The 25,187-nt window shown below is 71.1% G+C and carries 21 protein-coding genes; 13 read left to right on the top strand and 8 right to left on the bottom strand.

What is annotated here, in order from left to right; all coding sequences use genetic code 11:
• Window position 1: 1 nt before the first annotated feature.
• Genes AC4BGC_RS04370 through AC4BGC_RS04355 form a run of 4 tightly spaced genes read right to left on the bottom strand, consistent with a single transcriptional unit; the run spans window position 2 to window position 5,723 of the window.
• A complete protein-coding gene (locus AC4BGC_RS04370) occupies window positions 2-613 on the bottom strand; it encodes a hypothetical protein (protein ID WP_490554521.1) in 612 nt (203 codons plus the stop codon).
• Window positions 614-672: 59 nt separating this feature from the next.
• Window positions 673-1,689 carry a methylmalonyl Co-A mutase-associated GTPase MeaB gene (meaB, locus tag AC4BGC_RS04365; protein WP_490554520.1) on the bottom strand — a complete coding sequence of 339 codons (1,017 nt, stop codon included), beginning with the start codon at window positions 1,687-1,689 and terminating at the stop codon, window positions 673-675.
• Window positions 1,690-1,699: 10 nt separating this feature from the next.
• On the bottom strand, window positions 1,700-3,925 hold the full coding sequence (gene scpA / locus AC4BGC_RS04360) for a methylmalonyl-CoA mutase (protein ID WP_490545820.1): 2,226 nt from the start codon (window positions 3,923-3,925) through the stop codon (window positions 1,700-1,702).
• 25 nt (window positions 3,926-3,950) lie between these two features.
• Complete coding sequence (locus AC4BGC_RS04355; protein ID WP_490554519.1) at window positions 3,951-5,723, bottom strand: methylmalonyl-CoA mutase subunit beta; 1,773 nt, start codon at window positions 5,721-5,723, stop codon at window positions 3,951-3,953.
• 117 nt (window positions 5,724-5,840) lie between these two features.
• On the opposite strand from AC4BGC_RS04355, the gene AC4BGC_RS04350 reads away from it, so the two are divergent.
• From AC4BGC_RS04350 to AC4BGC_RS04325, 6 genes are all read left to right on the top strand, one after another.
• Window positions 5,841-6,416, top strand: a complete 576-nt coding sequence (locus AC4BGC_RS04350) for a GNAT family N-acetyltransferase (RefSeq protein ID WP_490554517.1) — start codon at window positions 5,841-5,843, stop codon at window positions 6,414-6,416.
• Between the two features lie 203 nt (window positions 6,417-6,619).
• Window positions 6,620-7,777 carry a SpoIIE family protein phosphatase gene (locus tag AC4BGC_RS04345; protein WP_490555713.1) on the top strand — a complete coding sequence of 386 codons (1,158 nt, stop codon included), beginning with the start codon at window positions 6,620-6,622 and terminating at the stop codon, window positions 7,775-7,777.
• A 110-nt stretch (window positions 7,778-7,887) separates the two neighbouring features.
• Complete coding sequence (locus tag AC4BGC_RS04340) at window positions 7,888-8,589, top strand: succinate dehydrogenase cytochrome b subunit (RefSeq protein ID WP_490545825.1); 702 nt, start codon at window positions 7,888-7,890, stop codon at window positions 8,587-8,589.
• Window positions 8,590-8,601: 12 nt separating this feature from the next.
• The gene (locus AC4BGC_RS04335; protein ID WP_490545827.1) at window positions 8,602-10,662 is read left to right on the top strand and encodes a fumarate reductase/succinate dehydrogenase flavoprotein subunit; all 2,061 of its coding nucleotides are present in this window, start codon (window positions 8,602-8,604) and stop codon (window positions 10,660-10,662) included.
• On the top strand, window positions 10,659-11,402 hold the full coding sequence (locus AC4BGC_RS04330) for a succinate dehydrogenase/fumarate reductase iron-sulfur subunit (RefSeq protein ID WP_490545829.1): 744 nt from the start codon (window positions 10,659-10,661) through the stop codon (window positions 11,400-11,402). The genes AC4BGC_RS04335 and AC4BGC_RS04330 overlap by 4 nt, the downstream gene beginning before the upstream one ends.
• 69 nt (window positions 11,403-11,471) lie before the next feature.
• Window positions 11,472-12,605, top strand: a complete 1,134-nt coding sequence (locus tag AC4BGC_RS04325; protein WP_490554516.1) for a CAP domain-containing protein — start codon at window positions 11,472-11,474, stop codon at window positions 12,603-12,605.
• 54 nt (window positions 12,606-12,659) lie between these two features.
• Here the strand turns inward: AC4BGC_RS04325 and AC4BGC_RS04320 are convergent, their stop codons facing one another.
• Both AC4BGC_RS04320 and trpS read right to left on the bottom strand, forming a co-directional pair.
• Window positions 12,660-13,172 carry a 2'-5' RNA ligase family protein gene (locus tag AC4BGC_RS04320; protein ID WP_490545833.1) on the bottom strand — a complete coding sequence of 171 codons (513 nt, stop codon included), beginning with the start codon at window positions 13,170-13,172 and terminating at the stop codon, window positions 12,660-12,662.
• Window positions 13,173-13,181: 9 nt separating this feature from the next.
• The gene (trpS, locus tag AC4BGC_RS04315; RefSeq protein ID WP_490554515.1) at window positions 13,182-14,219 is read right to left on the bottom strand and encodes a tryptophan--tRNA ligase; all 1,038 of its coding nucleotides are present in this window, start codon (window positions 14,217-14,219) and stop codon (window positions 13,182-13,184) included.
• Between the two features lie 18 nt (window positions 14,220-14,237).
• Between trpS and AC4BGC_RS04310 the strand changes: the two genes are divergently transcribed.
• Window positions 14,238-15,383 carry a GNAT family N-acetyltransferase gene (locus AC4BGC_RS04310; RefSeq protein ID WP_490554514.1) on the top strand — a complete coding sequence of 382 codons (1,146 nt, stop codon included), beginning with the start codon at window positions 14,238-14,240 and terminating at the stop codon, window positions 15,381-15,383.
• Between the two features lie 25 nt (window positions 15,384-15,408).
• On the opposite strand, the gene AC4BGC_RS04305 is transcribed toward AC4BGC_RS04310, so the two are convergent.
• Window positions 15,409-16,668, bottom strand: a complete 1,260-nt coding sequence (locus AC4BGC_RS04305; protein WP_490545839.1) for an MFS transporter — start codon at window positions 16,666-16,668, stop codon at window positions 15,409-15,411.
• Between the two features lie 66 nt (window positions 16,669-16,734).
• Window positions 16,735-18,969: an NADP-dependent isocitrate dehydrogenase gene (locus AC4BGC_RS04300; RefSeq protein WP_490545840.1), complete on the bottom strand. Its 2,235-nt coding sequence runs from the start codon at window positions 18,967-18,969 to the stop codon at window positions 16,735-16,737.
• A 165-nt stretch (window positions 18,970-19,134) separates the two neighbouring features.
• Here AC4BGC_RS04300 and AC4BGC_RS04295 point away from each other — a divergent pair, with 165 nt between their 5' ends.
• From AC4BGC_RS04295 to AC4BGC_RS04270, 6 genes are all read left to right on the top strand, one after another.
• The gene (locus AC4BGC_RS04295; RefSeq protein ID WP_490554513.1) at window positions 19,135-19,653 is read left to right on the top strand and encodes a PadR family transcriptional regulator; all 519 of its coding nucleotides are present in this window, start codon (window positions 19,135-19,137) and stop codon (window positions 19,651-19,653) included.
• Window positions 19,654-19,661: 8 nt separating this feature from the next.
• Window positions 19,662-20,348: an ABC transporter ATP-binding protein gene (locus AC4BGC_RS04290; protein WP_490554512.1), complete on the top strand. Its 687-nt coding sequence runs from the start codon at window positions 19,662-19,664 to the stop codon at window positions 20,346-20,348.
• Window positions 20,345-22,216, top strand: a complete 1,872-nt coding sequence (locus AC4BGC_RS04285) for an FtsX-like permease family protein (RefSeq protein WP_490554511.1) — start codon at window positions 20,345-20,347, stop codon at window positions 22,214-22,216. The genes AC4BGC_RS04290 and AC4BGC_RS04285 overlap by 4 nt, the downstream gene beginning before the upstream one ends.
• Before the next feature lie 99 nt (window positions 22,217-22,315).
• A complete protein-coding gene (locus AC4BGC_RS04280) occupies window positions 22,316-23,308 on the top strand; it encodes a malate dehydrogenase (RefSeq protein ID WP_490554509.1) in 993 nt (330 codons plus the stop codon).
• Between the two features lie 26 nt (window positions 23,309-23,334).
• A complete protein-coding gene (locus AC4BGC_RS04275; RefSeq protein WP_490554507.1) occupies window positions 23,335-24,309 on the top strand; it encodes a nucleoside hydrolase in 975 nt (324 codons plus the stop codon).
• A 22-nt stretch (window positions 24,310-24,331) separates the two neighbouring features.
• A complete protein-coding gene (locus AC4BGC_RS04270; protein ID WP_490545851.1) occupies window positions 24,332-25,165 on the top strand; it encodes a ribokinase in 834 nt (277 codons plus the stop codon).
• Window positions 25,166-25,187 lie beyond the last annotated feature (22 nt).

Genomic DNA, 25,187 nt, shown 5'->3' with positions numbered 1-25,187 from the left:
CTCATGCCTGGCACCCGTTCTCCCCCACGACCTCCGCCGACACCACCCGCCAGCTGCCCCCGGCCTTGGCCAGGATGCCGGCGAAGTTGTAGAACGGCGTGAGCTGCTCGGCCGGACGCCCCTCGGCGTCACGGTCGATCGACTTGTTCTCCCCGCAGCTGTTCAGGGTCGCACTGTTGCCCTCGATCTTGATGTCGCTGACGCCGAACTTGGTGTCCCCGACGGTGCGCAGCTTCTTGGCCTTGAGGTGGGCGACGTAGCGCACCACGTCGGTGGCGGCCTTGCCCGCTGCCACCGACCCGAGCGCCGGGTCCACCTCGGCCTGGTGGTAGCTGCTCGAGCGTGCGTCCCAGTAGGCGAACCAGGCCTGCGCGACGGCCTCCTCCTCGGGGGTGGTGGCCTTGACGCTCCCCCGGATGGCCTCGTTGCCCTCGTCGTCGAAGGGGCGGGTGTCCTCACCGCCGGGCTCGTCGGCCGGGGGCTTCTGCGACGTGCTCGGGCCCTCGTCGCTCACCGGCCCCAGGGAGCTCTTGTCCTCCGAGTCCCCGCATCCAGCCAGGGTCAGGGAGAGGCCGAGCACCACGGACAGGGCCGCCAACGGCGTACGGCGCATGGGTCCTCCCCGGTCTGGTAAGCGGTGGAAGCGCATAATAGCGACAAAGCAGGACCGGCTCAGCCACGGTCCGCGTCGTAGGCGGCCACCAGCCGGTCCGCGGCCAGCGGAGCGGTCAGCTCCCCGGCCAGCAACGCGCGGCGTACGTCGTCGCGGATCGCCCGCACCCCCGGCGAGCGGCGCAGCCGCTGCGCGAGCTCGTCGCGCACCAGGGCCCAGGTGAACTCCAGCTGCTGCTCGGCCCGCTTGTCGGCGATCCCCTGCTCCCCCAGCGCCTCCCGGTGCGCCAGCACCCGCGACCACACCGTGTCCACGTCGGTGCCGTGCAGGCCGGAGCAGGTGAGCACCGGCGGCACCCAGCCGTCTCCCGAGGAGTGCACCAGCCGCAGCGCGCCGGCCAGCTCCTTGGCCGCGGAGCGCGCCTCGACGGCCCGGTCGCCGTCCTCCCCCGGGTTGGTGCCGGGGTCGGCCTTGTTCACGGCGATCACGTCGGCGATCTCGAGGATCCCCTTCTTGATGCCCTGGAGCTGGTCGCCGGTGCGCGCGATGGTCAGGAACAAGAAGGTGTCCACCATCCCCGCGACCGTCACCTCCGACTGCCCGACGCCCACGGTCTCCACGAGGACGACGTCGTACCCGGCGGCCTCGAGCACCACCATGGCCTGGGTGGTGGCGCGGGCGACGCCACCGAGGGTCCCGGCCGTGGGCGAGGGCCGGATGTAGGCGGCAGGGCTGGCCGCGAGCTCGGGCATCCGGGTCTTGTCGCCGAGCACGGAGCCGCCGGTGCGGGTCGAGGACGGGTCCACCGCCAGAACCCCGACCGTGAGGCCGAGGTCGGCGATCAGGTGCTTGCCGAGGGTCTCGATGAAGGTGGACTTGCCGACACCGGGGACCCCGGAGATCCCCACCCGGATCGCCGGCGGCCGCTCGGCACCGACCGGGTCGGTCAGCTCGGTGAGCAGCTCCCTGGCGGCCTGCTGGTGGTCCTGGCGCGCGGACTCCACCAGCGTGATCGCCCGGGAGACCGCCGCTCGCTTCCCCGCCCTGACCCCCTGCACCAGGGCGGCGACGTCCACGGCAGCAGCCTCAGCTGCTCTCGACACCCTCGGTCACCGGCTGGTGGCCCAGCTGGGCGGCGAGCCGCTCCAGCAGGTCGAGGGCGGCCTCGCTGATCACGGTGCCCGGACCGAACACCGCCGCGGCGCCCATCTCCTGGAGCGTCGGGACGTCGTCAGGCGGGATCACGCCACCCACGACGACCATCACGTCCTCGCCACCGAGGTCCGCGAGGGCCTCCTTGAGCGCAGGCACCAGCGTGAGGTGGCCCGCGGCCAGCGAGTTGACGCCGACGATGTGCACGTCGGCGTCGACCGCCTGCTGGGCGACCTCCTCGGGGGTGGAGAACAGCGGGCCCACGTCGACGTCGAAGCCCATGTCGGCGAACGCGGTGACGATGACCTTCTGGCCGCGGTCGTGGCCGTCCTGGCCCATCTTGGCGACCAGGATCCGGGGCCGCCGGCCCTCGTCCTCGGCGAACTTCTCGGTCGCGGCGAGGACCTTCTGCATCGACTCGTTGGTGCCGGACTCGCGCTTGTACACACCCGAGATGGTACGGATCACGGCGCGGTGGCGGCCGTACACCTTCTCCAGCGCCTCGGAGATCTCACCGACCGTGGCCTTGGCGTGCGCGGCCTCCACGGCGAGCGCGAGCAGGTTGCCGTCGAGCGAGCCGTGGACGTGGCCGTCCTCGGCGGAGCGGGTGAGCGCGTTCAGGGTGCGCTCGACCGCCTCGGGGTCGCGCTCCTCGCGCAGCCGCTCGAGCTTGGCGAGCTGCTGGCGGTAGACGCTGGCGTTGTCGACCTTCAACACATCGAGCTTGTCCTCGTCGGCGAGCCGGTAGGTGTTCACCCCGACCAGCTTCTGCGCGCCGGAGTCCAGTCGCGCCTGGGTACGGGCGGCGGCCTCCTCGATACGCATCTTCGGCAGGCCCTCCTCGATGGCCTTGGCCATCCCGCCGGCCTTCTCGACCTCGCTGATGTGCGCCCAGGCCCGCTCGGCGAGGTCGTGGGTGAGCCGCTCCACGTAGTAGGAGCCGGCCCAGGGGTCGATGATCCCGGTGGTCCCGGACTCCTGCTGCAGCAGCAGCTGGGTGTTGCGCGCGATCCGGGCCGAGAAGTCCGTCGGCAGGGCGATCGCCTCGTCGAGGGCGTTGGTGTGCAGCGACTGGGTGTGCCCCTGGGTCGCGGCCATCGCCTCGATGCAGGTCCGCTGCACGTTGTTGAACACGTCCTGGGCGGTGAGCGACCAGCCCGAGGTCTGGCTGTGCGTGCGCAGCGAGAGCGACTTGGCGTTCTGCGGCTCGAACTGGCTCACCAGCCGGGCCCACAGGGCCCGGGCGGCGCGCATCTTGGCGACCTCCATGAAGAAGTTCATCCCGATGGCCCAGAAGAAGCTCAGCCGTGGGGCGAACTGGTCGATCGTGAGCCCCGCCTCCAGCCCCGCGCGGATGTACTCCACGCCGTCGGCGAGGGTGTAGGCGAGCTCGAGGTCGGCCGTCGCCCCGGCCTCCTGAATGTGGTAGCCGGAGATCGAGATCGAGTTGTAGCGCGGCATCTTCTGCGAGGTGTAGCCGAAGATGTCGCTGATGATCCGCATGCTCGGCTGCGGCGGGTAGATGTAGGTGTTGCGGACCATGAACTCCTTGAGGATGTCGTTCTGGATCGTCCCCGTGAGCTGCTCCGGCTTCACCCCCTGCTCCTCGGCCGCGGCGATGTAGAGCGCCAGTACCGGCAGCACCGCACCGTTCATCGTCATGCTGACGCTCATCTCGTCGAGGGGAATGCCCTCGAAGAGCGTGCGGGCGTCGTAGATCGAGTCGATCGCCACGCCGGCCATGCCCACGTCGCCGCGCACCCGCGGGTGGTCGGAGTCGTAGCCGCGGTGGGTCGCGAGGTCGAAGGCGACCGAGAGGCCCTTCTGGCCGGCCGCGAGGTTGCGGCGGTAGAAGGCGTTGGACTCCTCGGCGGTGGAGAACCCGGCGTACTGGCGCACGGTCCACGGCTGGGTGGTGTACATCGTGGGATAGGGACCGCGCAGGAACGGCGCGAGACCGGGGTAGGTGTCCAGCGCGTCGAGGCCCTCGAGGTGCTCGGGACCGTAGACCGGCAGGATGCCGATCCCCTCGGGCGACTCCCAGGCGTCGCCCTGGGTCCGGGCTGAGTCCTGAGCCGGGGCGTCCTGGGCCGGGGCGGTGTCCTGCGCGGCCACCTCGCCGGCGAGCGGCAGGCCGGCGAAGCTCTCGGGGATGCTCATCGCGTCAGCTTCTCTCTGGTGCGGGTCAAGAAGTCGAGCGCGTCGACCCCTGTCGCACACGTGTCGTCGGTGTCCACGCCCTCGACGGGCCTCCCGGCCAGGATGACCCAGTCGGCCCCGGCCTCGCGCAGCGCGCTCGCGAGCTCGGCGCCCCACTCGGCGTACGCCTTGTCGTGGCCCACCAGGCAGACCACGGACTGGCCCCCTCGGGGCCGGCGAAGTCCTCGATCACGGCGGCCACGTCGTCGTGGCGACCGGCGTTGACCACGTCGATGCCACCGGCGGCGAACAGGTTGGTGGCGAAGCTCGCCCGGGCGGTGTGGGCGGCGATGGTGCCCATCGTCGCCAGGAACACCTTGTCGGGGGCGGGCTCGTCACGCAGCGCCTCGAAGGCCGCACCGTAGGCACGGACCGGCAGCGCCTCCTCGGCGTACGGCGCCCGCTGCGGCAGCGTCTCGTGCAGGTTGGGGAACTCGCTGAGACCGGTGATCGGTCGCTTGCGCTGCGCGATCTGCTGGTCGCGCACGGTGACCACCTCGTCGATGCGCGCCTTCAGGGAGCCGTCCTCGAGGGCAGCGAGCACGCCACCGGCCGACTCGATCCGGCCGAGCTCCTCCCAGCCCGCGACCGCGAGGTCGTCGGTGAGCTTCTCCACCGCGAACGAGCCACCGGCCGGGTCCGCGACCTTGGCCACGTGCGACTCCTCGACCAGCAGGGTCGAGGTGTTCCGGGCGATCCGGCGCGCGAAGGCGTCCGGCAGGCCGAGCCGCGCGTCGAAGGGCAGCACGGTGACCGCGTCGGCCCCGCCCACCCCGGCAGCGAAGGCGGCCACACAGGTGCGCAGCATGTTCACCCAGGGGTCGTACCTGGTCATCATCGGCCGGGACGTGACCGCGTGCAGCGTCATGTTCCTGCTGGTCGGCGAGGCGCCGCTGAGCTCGAGCATCCGGGCCCAGAGCCGGCGTACGGCACGCAGCTTGGCGATGGTCTCGAACTGCTCGTCGGTCGCGGCGAGCCGGAACTCCACCAGCTGCGCGGCGTCGTCGACCTCGATCCCGGCGGTGGACAGGACCCGCAGGTAGTGGGCGCCCACGGCCAGCACGTAGCCGAGCTCCTGCACGTCGGACCCGCCCAGGTCGTGCACGGCGGTGCCGTCGACGACGAGCGCCCTGCACCCCAGCCGTCGGGCCAGCGTCGCTGCCTCGGTGACCTGGGAGGCATCGGCGCCGGGTACGCCGCGCACGGCCGCGCCGACGGGGTCGACGCCGAGGTTCGTCCCGGGGGCCAGGGTGGTGCCCTCGGCCAGGGCGGCGAAGGCCTCTGCCGCGGCGAGGGGGTCGGAGGGTGCGTCGAGGACCACCGGGGCCGCGTCGAGCAGGACTCCCGAGAGCACGGCGGGGAGGTCGGAGACGTCGATGCCGGTGGCGCCGAGCTGGAGCCACAGCGACGTCGCGCCGTTCTCCAGGTCGGTCAGCCCGGCCGCGTGGGCCGCTCCGGCGTCCGGGTCAGCGAGCAGGGCACGGACGTCCCAGCCGTCACCGCGCTCCGGGGGGCGGACGGGCTCGGGGAGGTCGGCGACCAGCGCCGGGGTCCCCAGCGGGGTGACCGCGATCCCGTCGAGCGTGGAGCGGGTGAGCGCGGCCCACACGGCGTCGTCGGGGTCGTCGTCACTGAGCCGGCGGGCCTTGCGCAGCACTGCCGCGGCCGCCTGCTCCCACTCGCTGACGTCGTGCTCCTGGCCCTGGGCCAGGGCGAGATGGGAACCGTCGGCCTCGGCCGGCCCGGAAGAGCTGCTCATGGGCGAAGGATACGAACTGCCCTCCCGAACCCACCACCCACTGTGACAATGGCCTCTCCCGACCCGCGCCGACCCGGTCCTCGCGGGCATGACCCGGCCCAGCCTCGCGAGGTGCAGATGACCAGTCGCATGATCAGCGGGGACGGCATCGGACTGCGGCCACCGGTCGCCGCCGACCGGCAGCGCTGGCTCGAGCTGTTGGAGGACCCGGAGCAGACGAGGTTCGCGACGCCCTGCTTCATCAGGCCGCCGAGCTCGGTCGAGGACCTCGATGCGCGGATCGCCCAGGCGACCCGGCAGTTCGCTGCCGGTGAGCCGTCCACCCTCACCGTCGTGGAGGGCGACGACCCGGCGCTGGTGGGGATCGTCGACTGGCGACGGCACGCCCCGGCTCCCCTGCGGGTCTGCGAGATCGGGTACTCCATCCATCCCGATGCCCGTGGGCGCGGCCTGGGCCGCCGGGCGGTGGCGGCCTTCGCCCGGTGGCTGACCCTGGACCGGGACGGGCCCCGCCAGGCGCGGGTCCAGCTCGACCACAGTGTCGAGAACCTCGCCTCGTGCCGGGTCGCGACGGCCGCGGGCCTCGCCGAGGAGGGGGTACGCCGGGGCTACCTCCCGCTACCGGACCCGGCTGCCCCGGGCGGCGTACGGCGCCACGACGTCTGCCTGCACGGCCGCCCGGCCGCCGAGTGAGCCACGGAGTGAGACACCGCCGGCCTCGCGGCTAGACCACTTGTCCTGCTCGGGCGCCGTGCGGCGGTGGGCCGACTACGGTTCTGGCACCGGTCGGAGGAAGGGTCGAGCATGCGCAGGTGGCGAGGCGTCGCAGTGCTGCTGCAACCCGGGGCGAGTCGTGCGCGCCCCCGTCCCCACCAGCCCCCTACCCTCATCCGGTGATGGACGGGCTCCGGCGTTATCTTGTCGACCCCGTGGCCACCTGGCGCACGGGCAGCTCGCAGAGCCAGGCGATGACCTTGGTCGCTCTGCTCGCCGGCGTGGTGCTGTGCTTCGGCGTCTCGATCGTCGAGTACTCGGTGATGCCGTTGACGACGTACTTCATCTGGCTGCTGCTCGGCATGATGCTGCTGCGCTTCGTCCCGCTGATCTTCCTGACCCTGGTCACCGTCAGCGCGGCAGTGGGCGCCGTGCTGCTCCACCCGCCGATGAGCTTGCCGCGGATCACCGGACTGATCACGCTGCTCGTGTGCGTGCTCCTGATCCTGTTCGCCTCCGGCCGTCGCCGGACCGGCCTGCCGGGTCCGGTCAGCGACGCGATGCTCAACGACCTGCGCGACCGGTTGCAGTCCCAGGGCAAGATCCCGGACCTCCCCGAGGGCTGGCGCTCGCACTCGGCGATGATCGCGGCCGACGACGTGGGCTACGGCGGCGACTTCCTGGTGGCGCACTGCAGCGACGAGGCCAGGCAGCTGGAGCTGATCCTGGTCGACGTCACCGGCAAGGGCGTCAAGGCGGCCTCTCGCGCGCTGCAGTTCGGCGGCGCCCTCGGCGGGCTGATCGGAGCGCTCCCGCCCCAGGGGCTCTTCGCCGCCGCCAACGACTTCCTGCTCCGGCAGAACTCCGACGACACGTTCGCCACGGCGGTGCACGTGCTGCTCGACCTCGAGACCGGCAGCTACCAGCTCAGCAGCGCGGGCCACCCGCCGGCGCTGGTGTGGTCCGGCGAGGAGCGCGCCTGGCGGATCGACCCGGCGCGCGGTACCGCCCTGGGGATCGTGCCGCGACCCGAGATGGTGATGAGCAGCGGGAAGCTGCTCCCCGGGGACGCCTTGATGTTCTACACCGACGGGGTGGTGGAGTCGCGGTCCGAGCACCTCGACGTAGGAGTGGCGTGGCTCCAGGACGTCGCCGAGAAGGCGGTGGCCCGCGGGTTCGACGGCGCCGCCGACCGGATCATCGCCAAGGTCTCGCAGGGCAACGACGACCGCGCGCTGCTGATCATCGAGCACCTGCCGGCGACCGGCATGAGCGACGCCGACGCCCCCGCGAGGCGGGTCGCAGCCGGGTCCCAGCCGGGCCACAACAGCACGGTGTGATGAACACCACCCCCGTTTCGCCCGCCTGAGAGGTCCCTGAAGGCCTCCTGGGGGCGGGTCGGGTCACCCAGTCGCAGCATGCGCGGCTCCGGGGATATACGGTGAACTTCGTGGCAACTGCGACTCTCGTCAAGAACCCCAGGTCGACACGATCGACCATCGCGCTGAAGATCACCATGGCTGCCAGCGGGATCATCTTCCTGCTCTTCGTGCTCGCGCACATGTACGGCAACCTGATGGCGTTCGGTGGGCACGACACCTTCAACGACTACGCCCACCACCTGCGCGAGATCGGTGAGCCGATGCTCCCGCACTCGGGGTTCCTGTGGATCCTGCGCATCGTGCTGATCGTCTCGCTGCTGGTGCACGTCGCTGCCGCCGCCGCGCTGTGGCGCCGCGCCCGCGAGGCCCGGTCCGCGAAGTACGCCGTGAAGAAGAACCGGCACTCGACGCTCAGCTCGCGCACCATGCGCTGGGGCGGGCTCACCTTGCTGGTGTTCATCATCTGGCACCTGCTGAACTTCACGATCGTCAAGATCAACGTCACCGGCGGACCGACCAACGACCCCTACAACCTCCTGGTCGAGTCCTTCGAGACCTGGTGGCTGACCCTGATCTACCTCGTCGCGATGTTCCTCCTCGGCATGCACATCCACCACGGTGTCTGGAGCGCGATGCAGACCCTGGGACTCACCAACCACGCCACCTCCCGCGTCCGGGCCAAGCGGCTCGGCGTGGTGATCGCGGTGATCGTCGCCGGCGGCTTCTCGCTGGTGCCGATCTTCGTCCTGGCCGGCGTCATCACCAAGTAGAGGGACTCCCCCATGAGCGACAACCCCGAGAACGAACTCAGCGCGAACGCGACCGTCGAGGCGAGCGCAGGCTCCCGAGAAGGCAACCAGTCCAGCGACGACGCGGCCGGGTACTACGTCCCCGGTGAGCCGATCGCCGACACCAAGGCACCCAAGGGCCCGATCGAGGAGCGGTGGGACACCCGCCAGTTCGACGCCCGCATCGTCAACCCGGCCAACCGCCGCAAGGTCTCGGTCATCGTCGTGGGCACCGGCCTCGCCGGTGGCGCCGCGGCGGCGACGCTGGGCGAGGCGGGCTACCAGGTGAAGTCCTTCTGCTACCAGGACTCCCCCCGCCGGGCCCACTCGATCGCCGCCCAGGGCGGCATCAACGCCGCGAAGAACTACAAGGGCGACGGCGACTCGGTCTTCCGGCTCTTCTACGACACCATCAAGGGCGGTGACTACCGCTCGCGGGAGTCGAACGTCTACCGGCTCGCCCAGGTGAGCCGCAACATCATCGACCAGTGCGTCGCCCAGGGCGTCCCCTTCGCCCGCGAGTACGGCGGCCTGCTCGACAACCGCTCCTTCGGCGGCGTCCAGGTCTCCCGCACCTTCTACGCCCGCGGCCAGACCGGCCAGCAGCTGCTGCTCGGCGCCTACCAGGCCCTCGAGCGCCAGGTCGCCGCCGGCACCGTGACCACCTACACCCGCCACGAGATGCTCGAGCTGATCGTCGTCGACGGCCGCGCCCGCGGCATCATCGTGCGCGACCTGGTCACCGGCGACGTACAGACCCACCTCGCCGACGTGGTCGTGCTGGCCAACGGCGGCTACGGCAACGTCTTCTTCCTCTCCACCAACGCGATGGGCTCCAACGTCACCGCGAGCTGGCGGGCCCACCGCAAGGGCGCCTACATGGCCAACCCCTGCTACACCCAGATCCACCCGACCTGCATCCCGGTCTCCGGCACCCACCAGTCCAAGCTGACCCTGATGAGCGAGTCGCTGCGCAACGACGGCCGCATCTGGGTGCCCAAGGACGCCAAGGACGCCGACAAGGACCCCCGGGACATCCCCGAGGAGGACCGCGACTACTACCTGGAGCGGATCTACCCCTCCTTCGGCAACCTGGTCCCCCGCGACATCGCCTCGCGACAGGCCAAGAACATGTGCGACGAGGGCCGCGGCGTGGGCCCCGAGGTCGACGGCGTACGACGTGGTGTCTACCTCGACTTCGCCGAGGCCATCGGGCGTCTCGGCCGCAAGGCGATCGAGGACAAGTACGGCAACCTGTTCGACATGTACGCCCAGATCACCGGCGAGGACCCCTACGACTCCCCGATGCGGATCTACCCGGCGGTGCACTACGTGATGGGCGGCCTGTGGGTCGACTACGACCTGCAGTCCACGATCCCCGGCCTGTTCGTCACCGGTGAGGCCAACTTCTCCGACCACGGCGCCAACCGGCTCGGCGCCTCGGCGCTGATGCAGGGCCTGGCCGACGGGTACTTCGTGTTGCCGAACACGGTGCGCGACTACCTCGCCGACAGCCCGTTCGAGAAGATCCCCGAGGACCACCCGGCGGTCGTCGAGGCGCAGGAGGCCGTGCAGGCCCGCGTGAACCACTTCCTAAGCAACAACGGCACCCGCAGCGTCGACTCCTACCACCGCGAGCTCGGCAACATCATGTGGGAGTACTGCGGGATGGAGCGCAGCGAGGACGGCCTGAAGAAGGCCATCGACCTGATCCGCTCGCTGCGCGACGACTTCTGGCGCAACGTGAAGGTGCTCGGCACCGCGGAGGGGCTCAACCAGTCCCTCGAGCGTGCCGGCCGCGTGGCCGACTTCTTCGAGCTCGGTGAGCTGATGTGCATCGACGCCCTGAACCGGCGCGAGTCGTGCGGCGGCCACTTCCGGGCCGAGTCCCAGACCGAGGACGGCGAGGCGCTGCGCCACGACGACGAGTTCGCCTACGTGGCGGCCTGGGAGTGGGGCGGGGCGGCAGCCGACCACGAGATGGGCAAGCCGGTCCTGCACAAGGAGAACCTGACCTATGAGTTCGTCGAGATGAAGCAGCGGAGCTACAAGTGAAACTCACCCTCAAGATCTGGCGTCAGCCCAACGCTGCGGCGCAGGGCGCGATGCACACCTACGAGGTCGACGAGATCTCCGGCGACATGTCGTTCCTCGAGATGCTCGACGTGCTCAACGAGCAGCTCAACGCCGCGGGCGAGGAGCCGGTCGCGTTCGACTCCGACTGCCGCGAGGGCATCTGCGGAATGTGCGGGCTGATGATCAACGGCGAGGCCCACGGCCCCGTGGTCACCACCACCTGCCAGCTGCACATGCGCTCGTTCACCGACGGCGAGACGATCACCATCGAGCCCTGGCGTGCCGACCCCTTCCCGGTGATCCGCGACCTGTGCGTGGACCGCGGGGCCCTGGACCGGATGATCGCCGAGGGCGGCTACATCTCGGTGAACACCGGTGCCGCTCCCGACGCCCACGCCACGCCGGTGCCCAAGGAGAACGCCGACCGGGCGTTCGACATGGCCACCTGCATCGGCTGCGGCGCGTGCGTGGCTGCCTGCCCCAACGGCTCCGCCTCGCTGTTCCTCGGTGCGAAGATCACCCACCTCGGTGAGCTCCCCCAGGGCCAGGCCGAGCGGGACACCCGGGTGGTCAACATGATCGGCCAGCACGACCACGAGGGCTTCGGTGGCTGCACCAACATCGGCGAGTGCACCGCGGCCTGCCCCAAGGGAATTCCCCTCGACGTGATCTCGCAGCTGAACAAGGATCTGCGCACCGCCATTCGACACGGTCACTAATACCCAGGTTCTGCATTATTTGCCCATTTCGGTGCGAAACGGACATTTAGTTATATATGCTCCTTAGCTATGGAGCCCAAGACCCCCGTTCGGGCGCTCGTCACCACCGGCGCCGCGCTGATGATCATGTTCGGAGGGGGCGCTGCCCCCGTCCTTGGCACCGCCTCGGCCGATCTGTCCTCCGGGTCCACCAAAGCGCGGCAGGAGCCGACCCAGCAGGTCAGTGACCAGTCGGCCGTCCAGAAGCAGGGCGTCGAGAAGCAGGGCGACCTGGTCCAGGGCACCGAGGTGCTCGGCCGCAAGAAGAAGAAAAAGAAGCGGTCCGTCCGGATGGCGAGCGTCCAGGTCACGGGGCGCTACTCCCGCGCGGTCAACATCCACAGCGCGGCCGCGGTCAACGCCGCCTACAAGGCACAGTTCGCCTCCGGGCTCAGCGTCCCCACCGACTACACCGGCGACGCGAGCCGGTGCATCCCCGGGACCAGCTCCGCTGCCTCCCGGGCCGCCACCCAGCGGGCACTGAACTTCGTCCGGTCCCTGGCCGGGCTGGCGCCCGTCTCCTTCTCGGCGGACCTGAACAACCGGTCCCAGCTCACCGCGATGATGATGGCCGCCAACGGCCGGCTCAGCCACTCCCCCTCGCGGGACTGGCGGTGCTACACCGGCGCCGGAGCCGCCAACGCCGGACGCGCGAACCTGGTGCTCTCCTACCCCCACCTCACCGCAGCCGGCCTGGTCCGGCTCTACACCACCGACCCCGGCGCCACCAACGGTGCCGTGGGGCACCGCCGCTGGCTGCTGAACCCGTTCGCTACCGCGATGGGCTCGGGCTCCACCAAGGAGGCCAACGCGATCACCGTGATCGGCCCGCAGTCGCGGTACCGGCCGAACCCGACCTGGGTGGCCTGGCCGAGCCCCGGCTACTTCCCCAACACCCTGGAGCCCAACGGCCGCTGGTCGCTGTCCTCGGGCAACCGGGCGGCGAACTTCCGCAAGGCCCGGGTGCAGGTCTTCCGCAACGGCCGCCCGGTCCGCACGGTCAAGCTGCGTGTGGAGAACGGGTACGCCCAGCCGACCCTGGTCTGGCACATCCCCGCCAGCCAGGCCAAGTCGGGCAACTTCCGGGTGGTCGTCAAGGGCGTCAAGGTCGGCCGCAAGCGGTTCTCCACGTCGTACGCCGTGAACATGTTCGCCCCGCGCTAGCCCCCACCGGCACCACGACAGAGCAGCACCACGACCAGACCGGCCGGCCCCCGATCAGCCCCCGAGCGGGAACGCCCGGGTGGGGTGCCAGCCGGTCTCGTCGTCGTGGAAGTACATCCACATCTCGTCGACGTCGAAGCTGGCGTCGAATCCGTCGAGGTCGGTGAACGCCTGCTCGAGCCGCTCCGGGGCCAGGTCGTGGGCGACCGTCACGTGCGGGTGGTATGGGAAGGCCGAGTCGAAGGCCAGCGGCCCCTGACGGACCTGCAGCGCGAGCTGCTCGAACTGGCTGATCCCCTCGACCACCCCGATGAACACCACCGGTGAGATCGGCTCGAAGGTGCCGGTGCCGCGCAGGTGCACCCGGAACGGCAGGCTCGCTGCCGCCACCAGCCCGAGGTGCGTGACCACGTCGTCGAGGTCGTCCGCGGCCACCTCGTGCGGCGGCAGCAACGTGATGTGGGTCGGGATGTGCCGGGCCGCGTCGTCACCGGCGTCGATCCGGTACTGCTGCAGCTCGAGGCCCCACGGTTCGGGCACGGCGACGGAGACTCCGATGGTGGGCACCCGCAGACCCTACCGACGCGGCCAGGGAGCGAAACCGACGCGCTCGTGCACGTCGGCCAGCGTGCGCGAGGCCACCGCTCCCGCCGTCTCCGCGCCGTTGTCGAGCACCCGCTGGAGCTCGGCCCGGTCGTCGAGCAGCGACAGGGTCCGGTTCCGGAACGGGGTCACGAACTCCGCGACCACCTCGGCCAGGTCGCCCTTGAGCGCGCCGTAGCCCTGGCCGTCGTAGGAGGCGACGAGGTCGTCCACGGTGCGGCCGGTCAGCGCCGAGTAGATCGTGAGCAGGTTGGAGACACCGGCCTTCTCCTCGGGGTCGAAGCGGATCTCGGACCCGGAGTCGGTCACCGCCGAGCGGATCTTCTTCGCCGAGGACCTGGGCTCGTCGAGCAGGTCGATGATCCCGGCCGCGCTGGAGGCGGACTTCGACATCTTCGCCTCGGGGTGCTGCAGGTCGGTGATCTTCGCGGTGTCCTTGAGGATGTAGGGCTCGGGGACGCGGAAGGTCTTCTTGTAGCGGTGGTTGAACCGCTGCGCGAGGTCACGGGTCAGCTCGAGGTGCTGGCGCTGGTCCTCCCCCACCGGGACGAACGCCGGCCGGTAGAGCAGGATGTCGGCCGCCTGCAGGATCGGGTAGGTGAACAGGCCCACGGACGCGGTGCCCTCGCCGCCCTTGGCGGACTTGTCCTTGAACTGCGTCATCCGGCGGGCCTCGCCGAAGCCGGTCAGGCACTGCAGCACCCAGCTCAGCTGCGCGTGCTCGGGGACCTGCGACTGCACGAAGATGGCCGAGCGGGCCGGGTCGATGCCCATCGCGATCAGCTGGGCGGCGGCGACGAAGCAGCGCTCACGCAGCTTCTTGGGGTCGTGCTCGAGGGTGATCGCGTGCATGTCTGCGATGAAGAAGAACGCCTCGTGCCCGTCCTGGAGGTCGACCCACTGCCGCAGCGCACCGAGGTAGTTCCCGAAGTGGAACGAGTCGCTGGTGGGCTGGATTCCGGACAGGACGCGTGGGAGCGCCGGCACGTCAGGCGGGGTCTGCTGGGACATGTCTGACATTGTTCCAGCATGGCCGCGGCACACCGCATGGTCCCCACGCTCACCGATGCAGTGGTGACGCTGCGTGCACCGACCGAGGACGACGTCCTCGGGGTCTACGAGCAGTGCCAGGACCCGCAGATGCAGCAGTGGACCTCGATCCCGGTCCCCTACTCACGCGACGATGCCAAGGCGTTCCTGCGCCACGTCATCCCGGGTGGCTGGGAGACCGACCAGGAGTGGGCGTTCGTGGTCGAGGCGGCCGACGACTCGGGCAACGCGCGCTTCTGCGGCACGGTCTCGTTGCGCAACAAGGGCCTCGGACGCGCCGAGATCGCCTACGGCTCCCACCCCTGGGTGCGGGGCCGGGGGGTGATGGAGCGGGCGCTGCGGCTGCTGCTCGAGTGGGGGTTCGCGGAACGCGACCTGCGGACCGTGCTCTGGTTGGCGAACCGGGGCAACTGGGCCTCGCGGCGCCTGGCCTGGCGCGTGGGGTTCAGCTTCGACGGGACGCTGCGGTCCTGGCTGGACGACCGTGACGAGCTCGTCGACACCTGGGCCGGCACCCTGCGCCGCGACGAGCCGATGACCCCCCGCTCGGTCTGGCTGCGCCCTCCCCGGATCACGGGCGGCACCGTCGTCCTGCGCGCGCCGCAGGACAGCGACCTGGCCCGGACCGTGGAGGCCCTCAACGACCCCGGGCTGCAGCGTTACAGCCAGCGCATGCGCGACCACGCCCCGCACGACGAATCCACTGCCCGGGAGCGCGAGCTGGTCCACGGCGAGGAGGCTGCCGCAGGGTCGCTGCTCGACTGGACGGTCGCGGACCCCGAGTCCGACGCCTTCCTGGGCTCGGTGCTGGTCTACGGGATCGGTCCCGGTGGCGAGGCGGAGATCGGCTACTGGACCCACCCCGACGCCCGGGGGCGTGGCGTGGCAACCGAGGCCTGCCGACTCGCCGTACGCCACGCCTTCGTGGACCAGGAGGACGGCGGGCTCGGCCTGCGCCGGCTGGTGGCCTACGCGTCCGTGGACAACCACGCCTCGCTGCGCGTCCTGGAGCGGAGCGGGTTCACCCGGGTCGGCACGGAACGGCGCAGCACCTCGCTGCCGGACGGGAGCCACGTGGACACCGCGGTCTTCGACCAGCTCGCCGAGGACCTCCGGCCCCGCTAGGCAGGCCCCGCATGGCCGAGGACAGCTAGGCCGTACGGCGGTGCAGGCCGGCCGAGGCCAGCAGGACCGCCAGGCCGGCGACCGAGAGCGCGGCCCCGACCCAGCTGGTCGAGGTGTAGCCGAACCCGGCCGCCACCACGACCCCGCCGAGCCAGGCACCGAGAGCGTTGGCGACGTTGAGCGAGGCGTGGTTCATCGCGGCGCCGATGGTCTGGGCGTCGCCGGCGACCTGCATCAGCCGCATCTGCAGGTTGGTGACCAGCACCGACCCGAAGACCGTGAGTGCGAACGCCGTGAGCAGGCCCGGGATGAACCACTGGGCGGTGACGGTGAACGCCACCAGGGTGCCGGTCATCGCCACGGAGGCGACCAGCAGCGACCGGAAGATCGACCAGTCCGCGAGCCGGCCGCCGAGCGGCGTACCGACGACCATGCCGAGACCGAGCGCCAGCAGGTAGAGGGGCACGCGGCCCTCGCCGAGGCCGGCCACGTCGGTGACGGTGGGGGCGATGTAGGTGTAGACGGCGAACATGCCACCGAACCCGACGGCGCCGGCCAGCAGGGTGAGCAGCACCTGGGGGTTCTTGAACGCGCGCATCTCGGTGCGCCCGGACGCCTCCCGGTTCGCGGCGACGTGGGGCACCAGCCACAGCACCAGCACCGCGGTCACGACGGCCATCCCCGCCACCATCCAGTACGCCGAGCGCCAGCCCGCCGCCTGGCCCAGCCAGGTCGCCGCGGGAACGCCGGCGAGGTTGGCGAACGCGAGCCCGAGCATCACGCGGCTCACCGCGCGGCCCCGGCGCTCGGGGCTGACCAGGTCCGCGGCGACGAGCGAGGCCACCCCGAAGTAGGCGCCGTGCGGCAGTCCGGCGAAGAACCGGGCCAGCGTGAGCGAGGTGTAGCCGGTGGCGAGAGCGCTCATCGCGTTGCCGACCAGGAAGACCACCATCAGGCCGAGCAACAGCTCGCGGCGCGGCAGCCTGGCCCCGAAGACCGCGATCACGGGGGCACCCACCACCACCCCGATGGCGTACGCCGAGATCACGTGCCCGGCCGTCGGGATCGAGACCCCGACTCCTGCGGCGAGCTGGGGCAGCAGCCCCATCGAGACGAACTCGGCAGTGCCGATGGCGAACCCGCCCATCGCGAGCGCGAGCAGCGCCAGGCCCACCTGGACCGGCGACCCCTGCCGCGCCGCGGCGTGCCGTCGTGCCCGCCGGGAGATGGCGGCGTCCGAGGACAGGTCGGGGCCTTGGCCGAGGGTCTCCGTGGTCGGGGTCACCCCTGCCTCAACGCACACACGCCACCCGGATTCCCGGGTGGCGTGTGTGCGTGTGTGGAATGGGTCTCAGTTCAGCGAGGCGAGCAGGTCGTTGAACGTCTTGGAGGGACGCATCACCTGCGAGGCCTTCTCCTCGTCGGGGCGGTAGTAGCCGCCGACGTCGGCCGGCGAGCCCTGGACCGCGATCAGCTCCTCGGCGATCTTCTCCTGCGCCTCGGAGAGCTGCTCCGCGAGCGGGGCGAACGCCTCGGCGAGGGTGGGGTCGTCGGTCTGCTTCGCGATCTCCTGGGCCCAGTAGAGCGCGAGGTAGAAGTGGCTGCCCCGGTTGTCGATCGTGCCCAGCTTGCGGCCCGGCGACCTGTTCTCGTCCAGGAAGGTCCCGGTCGCCCGGTCCAGCGTCTGCCCGAGCACCTTCGCGTGCGCGTTGTCGGTGACCTCGCCGTACTTCACGAAGCTCTCCGCCAGCGCGAGGAACTCACCGAGGCTGTCCCAGCGCAGGTAGTTCTCCTTGAGCAGCTGCTGCACGTGCTTGGGCGCCGAGCCGCCGGCGCCGGTCTCGAACAGGCCGCCGCCGTTGATCAGCGGCACCACCGAGAGCATCTTCGCGCTGGTGCCGAGCTCGAGGATCGGGAACAGGTCGGTGAGGTAGTCGCGAAGCACGTTGCCGGTGACCGAGATGGTGTCCTCGCCCTTGCGGATCCGGTCGATCGAGACCTTGATGGCCTCCTCGGGCTTCTTGATCGAGATGTCAAGGCCCTCGGCGTCACCGACGAGGTCGGCCTGCGGGAGGTACTCGTTGACCTTCGCGATCAGGTTGGCGTCGTGCGCCCGGGTCTCGTCGAGCCAGAAGATCGTCGGGGCGCCGGTGGCGCGGGCGCGGGTGACGGCCAGCTTGACCCAGTCGCGGATCGGGACGTCCTTGGTCTGGCAGGCACGCCAGATGTCGCCGGGCGAGACCTGGTGCTCCATCAGCACGTTGTCGTCCTGGTCGACCACGCGCACGGTGCCGGCCTTGGCGATCTCGAAGGTCTTGTCGTGGCTGCCGTACTCCTCGGCGGCGCGGGCCATCAGGCCGACGTTGGCCACCGAGCCCATCGTGGCGGGGTCGTAGGCGCCGTTCGCGCGGCAGTCGTCGATCACGACCTGGTAGATGCCGGCGTAGCTGCTGTCGGGGATGACGGCCAGGGTGTCGGCCTCCTCGCCCTTCGGGTCCCACATGTGGCCGGAGGTGCGGATCATCGCGGGCATGCTCGCGTCCACGATCACGTCGCTGGGCACGTGCAGGTTGGTGATGCCCTTGCGGTCGTCGACCATCGCCAGCTCGGGGCCCTCGGCGAGGCCCTTCTTGATGGAGTCGAGGATCGCCTGGCCCTTCTCGCCGCCGAGCTTCTCGGCGCCGGAGATGATGCTCGCGAGGCCGTTGCTGGGGTCCAGGCCGGCCTCGAGGAGCACGTCGCCGTGCTCGGCGAACAGCTCAGGCAGGAACGCCTGTACGGCGTGGCCGAAGATGATCGGGTCGGAGACCTTCATCATCGTGGCCTTGAGGTGGATCGAGAACAGCACCTCGTCGGCCTTGGCCTTCGCGATCTGCTCCTTGAGGAACGACTGGAGCGCTGCGGTGTTCATGAACGTGGCGTCGACGACCTCACCGGCCTCGACCGGGATCGACTCCTTGAGCACCTCGGTGCCGTCATCGGTGACGAGCTCGACGCGGAGGGTCCCTTCCTTGTCGATCACCACGGACTTCTCGTTGGAGCGGAAGTCGTCGGAGGTCATGTGCGCGACGTTCGTCTTGGAGTCCGAGCTCCACTCGCCCATCGAGTGCGGGTGCTTGCGGGCGTAGTTCTTCACCGACTCCGGCGCGCGCCGGTCGGAGTTGCCCTCGCGGAGCACCGGGTTCACGGCGCTGCCCTTGACCTTGTCGTAGCGGGCGCGGGCGTCCTTGTCCTCGTCGGACTGCGGGTTGTCGGGGTAGTCGGGGAGCGCGAAGCCCTGCTCCTGGAGCTCGGCGATGGCCGCCTTGAGCTGCGGGATGGAGGCGCTGATGTTGGGCAGCTTGACGATGTTCGCCTCGGGCGTCTTCGCGAGGTCGCCGAGCTCGGCGAGGTCGTCGGAGACCTTCTGGTCCTCGGGGAGCAGGTCGGCGAAGCTGGCCAGGATCCGGGCCGCGAGCGAGATGTCGCGGGTCTGGACCGAGACATCGGCCTTCTCGGCGTACGCCTCGATGATCGGGAGGAACGAGTACGTCGCCAGGAGAGGCGCCTCGTCGGTGTGGGTGTAGATGATGCTCGACTCGGTCACGTGTGACTCCTGATGCGTCTGCTCGGGGATTTATCTTCACGTCAAGATACCGCACGGCCTCGGCGGTCACTGCGTCAGCCAGCCTCTCAGCGCTCGCGCGCAGGCACAACCGCACTTCCGATTTGACTATTCACAACGTGAATACACCGTGCGTATAGTCCGCTCATGAGCACCGCCCCCGCCCTTCTCGCCCTCCTCGAGCCCCGCCCCGCCCACGGGTACACGCTCAAGCAGCTCTACGACCAGCACCTCGCGCCGGCAAAGCCGCTGGCCTTCGGGCAGGTGTACGCGAGCCTGGCCCGGTTCGAACGGCACGGCTGGGCCGACGTCGCGGGTACGGAGTCGGGCGAGGGCCCCGAGCGCAAGCTCTACCGGATCACCGAGGAAGGGGTCGGGATCGTGGACGAGTTCGTCTACAACGCACAGCCACCACAGGACACGGCGTCCCGCACGCTGCTGAACCGCCTCTCGCTCGCGCTGCTCTCCGGGCGCGACGTGAGCCGGGTCATCGACGCGCAGCGTGCGGCCCACGTCGCCCGGATGCGCGAGCTGACCGAGGCACGGCGTACGGCGGACCCCGAGTCGCTGCTCGCGATCACCTACGAGCTCGCCCACCTCGACGCCGACGTGCGCTGGATCGACGAGGCCGCCCAGCGGATGGCGACGCAGGGAAGCGGTCGATGAGCCCCCAGATGGACGACCCACACCTGCTCTCCGCCCGCGACCTCGTCGTCCGCTACGGCGAGACCACCGCCCTGGACGGGGCGAGCCTGGCACTGGCGGCGGGCGAGCGAGTCGCACTGATGGGGCAGTCGGGCTCCGGCAAGTCGACCCTGCTGCACTGCCTGGCCGGGGTGGTGCGCCCCGACGAGGGCGCGGTCCACTTCGAGGGCAGCAGGCTCGACACCGTCTCGGAATCCGCACGCTCGGCCAAGCGGCTGCGACGGATGGGGGTGGTCTTCCAGTTCGGGGGCCTCGTCCCTGAGCTCACCCTGGTCGAGAACGTGATGCTGCCCCTCCAGCTGACCGGGACCAGGCGGGCCGACGCGCGCGCTGCCTCCGCCGAGCTGCTCGACCAGCTCGGGATCGGTGACCTCGCGGACCATCGCGCCGGAGCGGTCTCCGGTGGCCAGGCCCAGCGGGCCGCGGTGGCGCGGTCCTTGGTGCACCGGCCAGCCGTCGTGCTCGCCGACGAGCCCACGGGTGCCCTGGACTCCCTCACCTCGGAGACGGTGCTGGACGCGATGGTCTCGCTGACCAGTGCGATCGGGGCGGCTCTGCTCGTGGTCACCCACGACCACGTGGTCGCCTCGCACCTCGACCGGCTGGTGCTGGTGCGCGACGGGCGCGTCCAGGAGCCCGCCGGCGTCGCGCCATGAGGTCGGCGCTCGGCCTGGGCCTGCGGCTGGCCTGGCACGGCAACCGGGCCTCCCGGCTGCGCTCGGTGCTGGTGGCGTTCGCGGCGCTGGTCGGAGCGACGGTGCTGCTCAGCGCGGCCGGGCTCACCGCCGCGGACGTGGCCGCCAACCCGTACCGCTACTCCGACCGCGGGATGATCTGGCTGGCCGCGGCCCTGGTGATGGGGGTCGGGGTGCCGGTGCTGGTGCTGGCCGCCACCGTCGGGCGGCTGTCCGCCGGGTTGCGCGGCCGACGCCTGGCCAACCTCCGCCTGCTCGGTCTCTCCCCCGCGCAGACTCGCGCGGTCGCCACGGCCGAGACCGGGGTCGCGGCCCTCGCAGGATCCTTGGCCGCCTTGGTCGTCTCCGTCGCGCTGAGACCACTGCTGACGCTGGTGCCGGTGTGGGGTGCGTCCTACCCAGCAGGGGCGATCGCTCCCCCGGCGGCCGTCACCGCCACGATCGTGCTCGGCGTCCCCCTCGTGGTGGTGGCGGTCGCCGCGCTGCCCGAGCGGCTGGGACGCGCACAGCTGTTGGCCGGCGTACGCCGGGCCGAAGCGCGGCGACCTTCATTGTGGCGGCTGCTGCCACTGACAGCCGGGATCGCCTGGTGCGCCGGGTTCTCGTGGCTGCTCCGGTTGACGGGCATCGAGAGCGACGCCTGGCTGTCGGTGAACCTGATCGGCTCGATCACGACGCTGGGCCTCGGGGTGCTGCTCGTGGTGCCGGTCGCCGTCCGCCTGGTCGGCGACGTCCTGCATCTGTTCGGTCGGTCCCCGGCGGTGTTGCTGGCGGCGCGCCGCATCCAGGCACAGCCGGCGACGATGACGCGGGTGGTCTCCGGGCTGCTGATCGGGCTGTTCGTGGTGACCGGCGCGCGGTGCGTGGTGGTGGCTTTCGAGTCGACGCCGCAGTACCAGGCCGCCGAGAAGAACATCCAGTTCCAGCAGGTCGCCAGCCTCCCGGTCGACGGAGCCGACCGCGCAGCGGTGCGGCAGCGGATCGAAGACCTGCCGGGCGTGCGCGCGGCCATCGCGACGTACGTCGCCGAAGCCGGCGACTGCCAGACCGGTCCCACCTGCTTCCAAGGGCAGGTGCTGTCGTGCGGCGACCTCGCCCGGCTCGCACCGTCCGCGCAGGGCTGCCGCGACGACGAGCCGATGTGGCTGGGCAGGCCCCTCGAGGCACCGGACGAGCTGGCCTGGAACGCAGCGGACCGTGGCACCCTGCGGCTGCCGGCGCCCACGCGCCAGGTCGCCGGGCTCACCGACGCCGACTACGGCAGCCTCAGTGGCGAGATCCTGCTGCCTCCGGGCCTTCCCGGGGTGGAGCGGCTCACCGACGAGACCGTCACGATGATCGTGCTCGCCGATCCCGGGCGCGACCTCATCGAGGTCCTGCTGAGGTCCGGCCTCGCCGAGGACGGAGTGAGTGGCTTCGGCGTGGAGGACTACGACTACGTCGCGACGCTGCGGGCCCTGGTGTGGTCGATGGGGGCGCTGGTGATCTCCCTGGGTCTGCTGTCCTTCGGCATCGCGGCGATCGACCGTGCGGTGGAACGACGGCGCGAGGTCACCGCGCTGCAGCTCGTGGGCGTGCCCGCCTCGGTGCTGCGCAAAGGCCAGTGGATCGAGGTCGCAGCCCCCCTGGTGATCGGTTCGTTGCTCGCGATCGGGGCTGGCCTCGCGGCGGGGGCCACCTACCTCACCCTTGACGAGTCCCGGGATCTCCCGTGGAACGCGGTGCTGCTGCTGGCGGCCCTGGGGTGCGCCGGGGGCGTACTGCTCGCCGGCATCACCGTGATCGCCTCCGCGCCGCGCATCCGCCCCGAGCTGATCCGGGCGGAGTAACCGTCCGGGTAGCGGTCCGCAGAACCGGGCCGCGCTTACCAGGGAGCTGGGGCGCTGCTAGTTTCGAGGCGTCCGTCACGTCGCAACTCAGGAGATCTCGTGAGCACCCAGCCCCCTCTGAAGGTCGCCGTCACCGGCGCCGCCGGCCAGATCGGCTACAGCCTGCTGTTCCGCCTCGCGAGCGGAGGCCTGTTCGGGCCCAACCAGCCGATCGAGCTGCGGCTCCTCGAGATCGAGCCCGCGCTCAAGACGCTCGAGGGCGTCGTGATGGAGCTCGACGACTGCGCGTTCCCGACGCTCGCCGGCGTCCAGATCGGCGCTGACGCCACCAAGGTCTTCGACGGCGTCAACCTCGCCCTGCTCGTCGGCGCCCGCCCCCGCGGCCCCGGCATGGAGCGCGGTGACCTCCTCGAGGCCAACGGCGCGATCTTCACCGCCCAGGGCAAGGCGCTCAACGACGTGGCGGCCGACGACGTACGCATCGGCGTGACCGGCAACCCCGCGAACACCAACGCGCTGATCGCGATGACCAACGCGCCCGACATCCCCCAGGAGCGGTTCTCCGCGCTCACCCGCCTCGACCACAACCGGGCGATCTCCCAGCTCGCGGCGAAGACCGGCGCCTCGGTGACCGACATCAAGAAGATGACGATCTGGGGCAACCACTCCGCCACCCAGTACCCCGACATCTTCCACGCCGAGATCGCCGGCAAGAACGCCGCCGAGACCGTCAACGACCAGGGCTGGCTGGAGAACGACTTCATCCCGACCGTGGCCAAGCGCGGTGCCGCGATCATCGAGGCCCGCGGGTCCTCCTCGGCCGCCTCCGCGGCCTCGGCGACGATCGACGCCGCCCACGACTGGCTCGCCGGCTCCGCCGAGGGCGACTGGGTCTCCATGGCCGTGCGCTCCGACGGCTCCTACGGCGTCCCGGAGGGCCTGATCTCCTCCTTCCCCGTCACCACGAAGAACGGTGACTGGGAGATCGTCCAGGGCCTGGAGATCAACGACTTCTCGCGCGGCCGCATCGACGCCTCCACCAAGGAGCTCGCCGAGGAGCGCGACGCCGTCAAGGAGCTCGGTCTGATCTGACCCGGCCCGGCAACAGGCACCCAGCGATGCCGCCCACGCCGATCGTCCTCGACGTCGACACCGGGGTGGACGACGCCTGCGCGCTCCTGCTCGCAGCGCTGCACCCGGAGCTCGACCTCAAGGCCGTCACCTGCGTGGGCGGCAACGCTCCCCTGCCCGACGTGGTCCGCAACACCCTGACCGTGCTGGACACGTGCGGCCGCGCCGACGTGCCGGTCGGCGCGGGGGCGGCCCGGCCCCTGCTCGAGGAGCCGTCCGATGCTCGCCACGTGCACGGCGACGACGGGATGGGCGACCTCGACTGGCCGGTGTCGGTGCGTACGCCGGACCCGCGGCACGCCGTGGAGCTGCTCCGCGACGTGCTCCTGCAGGCGGCCGAGGCCGGCGCACCCGTCACGCTGGTGCCGCTCGCACCGATGACCAACATCGCGCTGCTCCTGCGCACCTACCCCGAGGTGGCGCCCGGGATCGAGCGGATCCTGTTCATGGGCGGTGCCGCCAACGTCGGCAACGCCACCGCCTCCGCGGAGTTCAACGTCTTCCACGACCCGGAGGCGGCCGCGATCACCCTGGACGCGTGCGCCGACCTGGACATCGAGCTGGTGATGTACGGCCTCGACGTGTTCTACGGTCCCCGGGTCCACCTCGAGGACGCCGAGGCGCTCGTCGCCGCCCACGACACCGGGCCGGCGGGACTGGGCGGCCGGCTGATCTCCTTCCAGTGCGGCCGCTTCGGGACGAGGTCCGCCACCATCGGCGACGCCGGCGCGGTGTGCGCCGTGATCGACCCCGGCGGCCTGGAGACCCAGCGGCTGCCCGTACGCGTCGAGCTGGCCGGCACCTGGTCGCGGGGACGCACGATCGTGGACCGCCGCGACTGGGACGGCGACCTCGCGCACGACCCGCACGGCCAGGCGCCCACGACGATCGAGGTCGCCCTCGAGGTCGACGGCGAGCGCTACGCGCGGCTGTGGCTGGACACGGTCAGCGCGTCCCGATGACGGACCTGCGCGGGGACGCCTGATGGGACGGGTGCTGGTGCTCGGCTCGCTCAACGTCGACCTCGTCACCCACGTGGAGCGACACCCCGCGCCCGGCGAGACCGTGCTCGGCCGGGGACTCGACCGGCTGGCCGGGGGCAAGGGCGCCAACCAGGCCGTGGCCGCCGCTGCCGCGGGCGCCGAGGTGGTGATGGTCGGCGCCGTGGGCGACGACGAGGCGGGCCGCTCCTACCTCGCCCGGTTGCGGGACCGTGGCGTGGACGTCACCGGGGTCGGCGTACTCCCGGACTCGCCGACGGGCACCGCCCTGATCGTGGTCGACGAGGCGGGCGAGAACACGATCGTGGTGGCCCCTGGCGCCAACGCCCACGTCGGGTCGGATGCCCTGGCCCTGATCGACACGATCGCCCCCGGTGACGTGCTGCTCACCCAGCTCGAGGTGCCGGTCGACACCGTTGCCGCCGCGTGCTCGCTGGCCCGGGAGCGGGGCGCTCGGGTGGTGCTGAACATCGCGCCGTACGCCGACCTCCCGGCCGGCCTGGTCGCGCTCTGCGACCCGGTGATCGCCAACGAGCACGAGGCCGCCCTGCTGGCAGCGACCGGAGCGACCCCCGGCTCGCTGCTCGTCACCCTGGGCGCCCAGGGCGCCGACTGGGACGGGCGACGGCTGCCGGCCGTCGAGGTCCCGGACGCCGAGGTGCTCGACACCACCGGTGCCGGGGACGCGTTCTGCGGAGCGCTGGCCGCCGCCCTCGCGCGCGGCGAGGACCGCGAGCAGGCGCTCGCCTCGGCACTACAGGCAGGCGCGAGAGCCGTCCGCCACCACGGCGCCCAACCCGACCCCGCCCTGGACTGAGGGGTCAGGCTGGCTGGTTCGG

The sequence above is a fragment of the Nocardioides sp. Z38_18 genome (genome assembly GCF_058215695.1).
This window is presented reverse-complemented; position numbering and strand designations above follow the sequence as displayed.

Bases quoted from the DNA above. Each gene is read 5' to 3' on its own strand.
- AC4BGC_RS04370 (WP_490554521.1), bottom strand. From the start codon at position 613: ATGCGCCGTACGCCGTTGGCGGCCCTGTCCGTGGTGCTCGGCCTCTCC.
- scpA (WP_490545820.1), bottom strand. From the start codon at position 3,925: ATGAGCATCCCCGAGAGCTTCGCCGGCCTGCCGCTCGCCGGCGAGGTG.
- AC4BGC_RS04355 (WP_490554519.1), bottom strand. From the start codon at position 5,723: ATGAGCAGCTCTTCCGGGCCGGCCGAGGCCGACGGTTCCCATCTCGCC.
- AC4BGC_RS04350 (WP_490554517.1), top strand. From the start codon at position 5,841: ATGACCAGTCGCATGATCAGCGGGGACGGCATCGGACTGCGGCCACCG.
- AC4BGC_RS04345 (WP_490555713.1), top strand. From the start codon at position 6,620: ATGGACGGGCTCCGGCGTTATCTTGTCGACCCCGTGGCCACCTGGCGC.
- AC4BGC_RS04335 (WP_490545827.1), top strand. From the start codon at position 8,602: ATGAGCGACAACCCCGAGAACGAACTCAGCGCGAACGCGACCGTCGAG.
- AC4BGC_RS04325 (WP_490554516.1), top strand. From the start codon at position 11,472: ATGGAGCCCAAGACCCCCGTTCGGGCGCTCGTCACCACCGGCGCCGCG.
- trpS (WP_490554515.1), bottom strand. From the start codon at position 14,219: ATGTCCCAGCAGACCCCGCCTGACGTGCCGGCGCTCCCACGCGTCCTG.
- AC4BGC_RS04310 (WP_490554514.1), top strand. From the start codon at position 14,238: ATGGCCGCGGCACACCGCATGGTCCCCACGCTCACCGATGCAGTGGTG.
- AC4BGC_RS04295 (WP_490554513.1), top strand. From the start codon at position 19,135: ATGAGCACCGCCCCCGCCCTTCTCGCCCTCCTCGAGCCCCGCCCCGCC.
- AC4BGC_RS04290 (WP_490554512.1), top strand. From the start codon at position 19,662: ATGGACGACCCACACCTGCTCTCCGCCCGCGACCTCGTCGTCCGCTAC.
- AC4BGC_RS04285 (WP_490554511.1), top strand. From the start codon at position 20,345: ATGAGGTCGGCGCTCGGCCTGGGCCTGCGGCTGGCCTGGCACGGCAAC.
- AC4BGC_RS04275 (WP_490554507.1), top strand. From the start codon at position 23,335: ATGCCGCCCACGCCGATCGTCCTCGACGTCGACACCGGGGTGGACGAC.
- AC4BGC_RS04270 (WP_490545851.1), top strand. From the start codon at position 24,332: ATGGGACGGGTGCTGGTGCTCGGCTCGCTCAACGTCGACCTCGTCACC.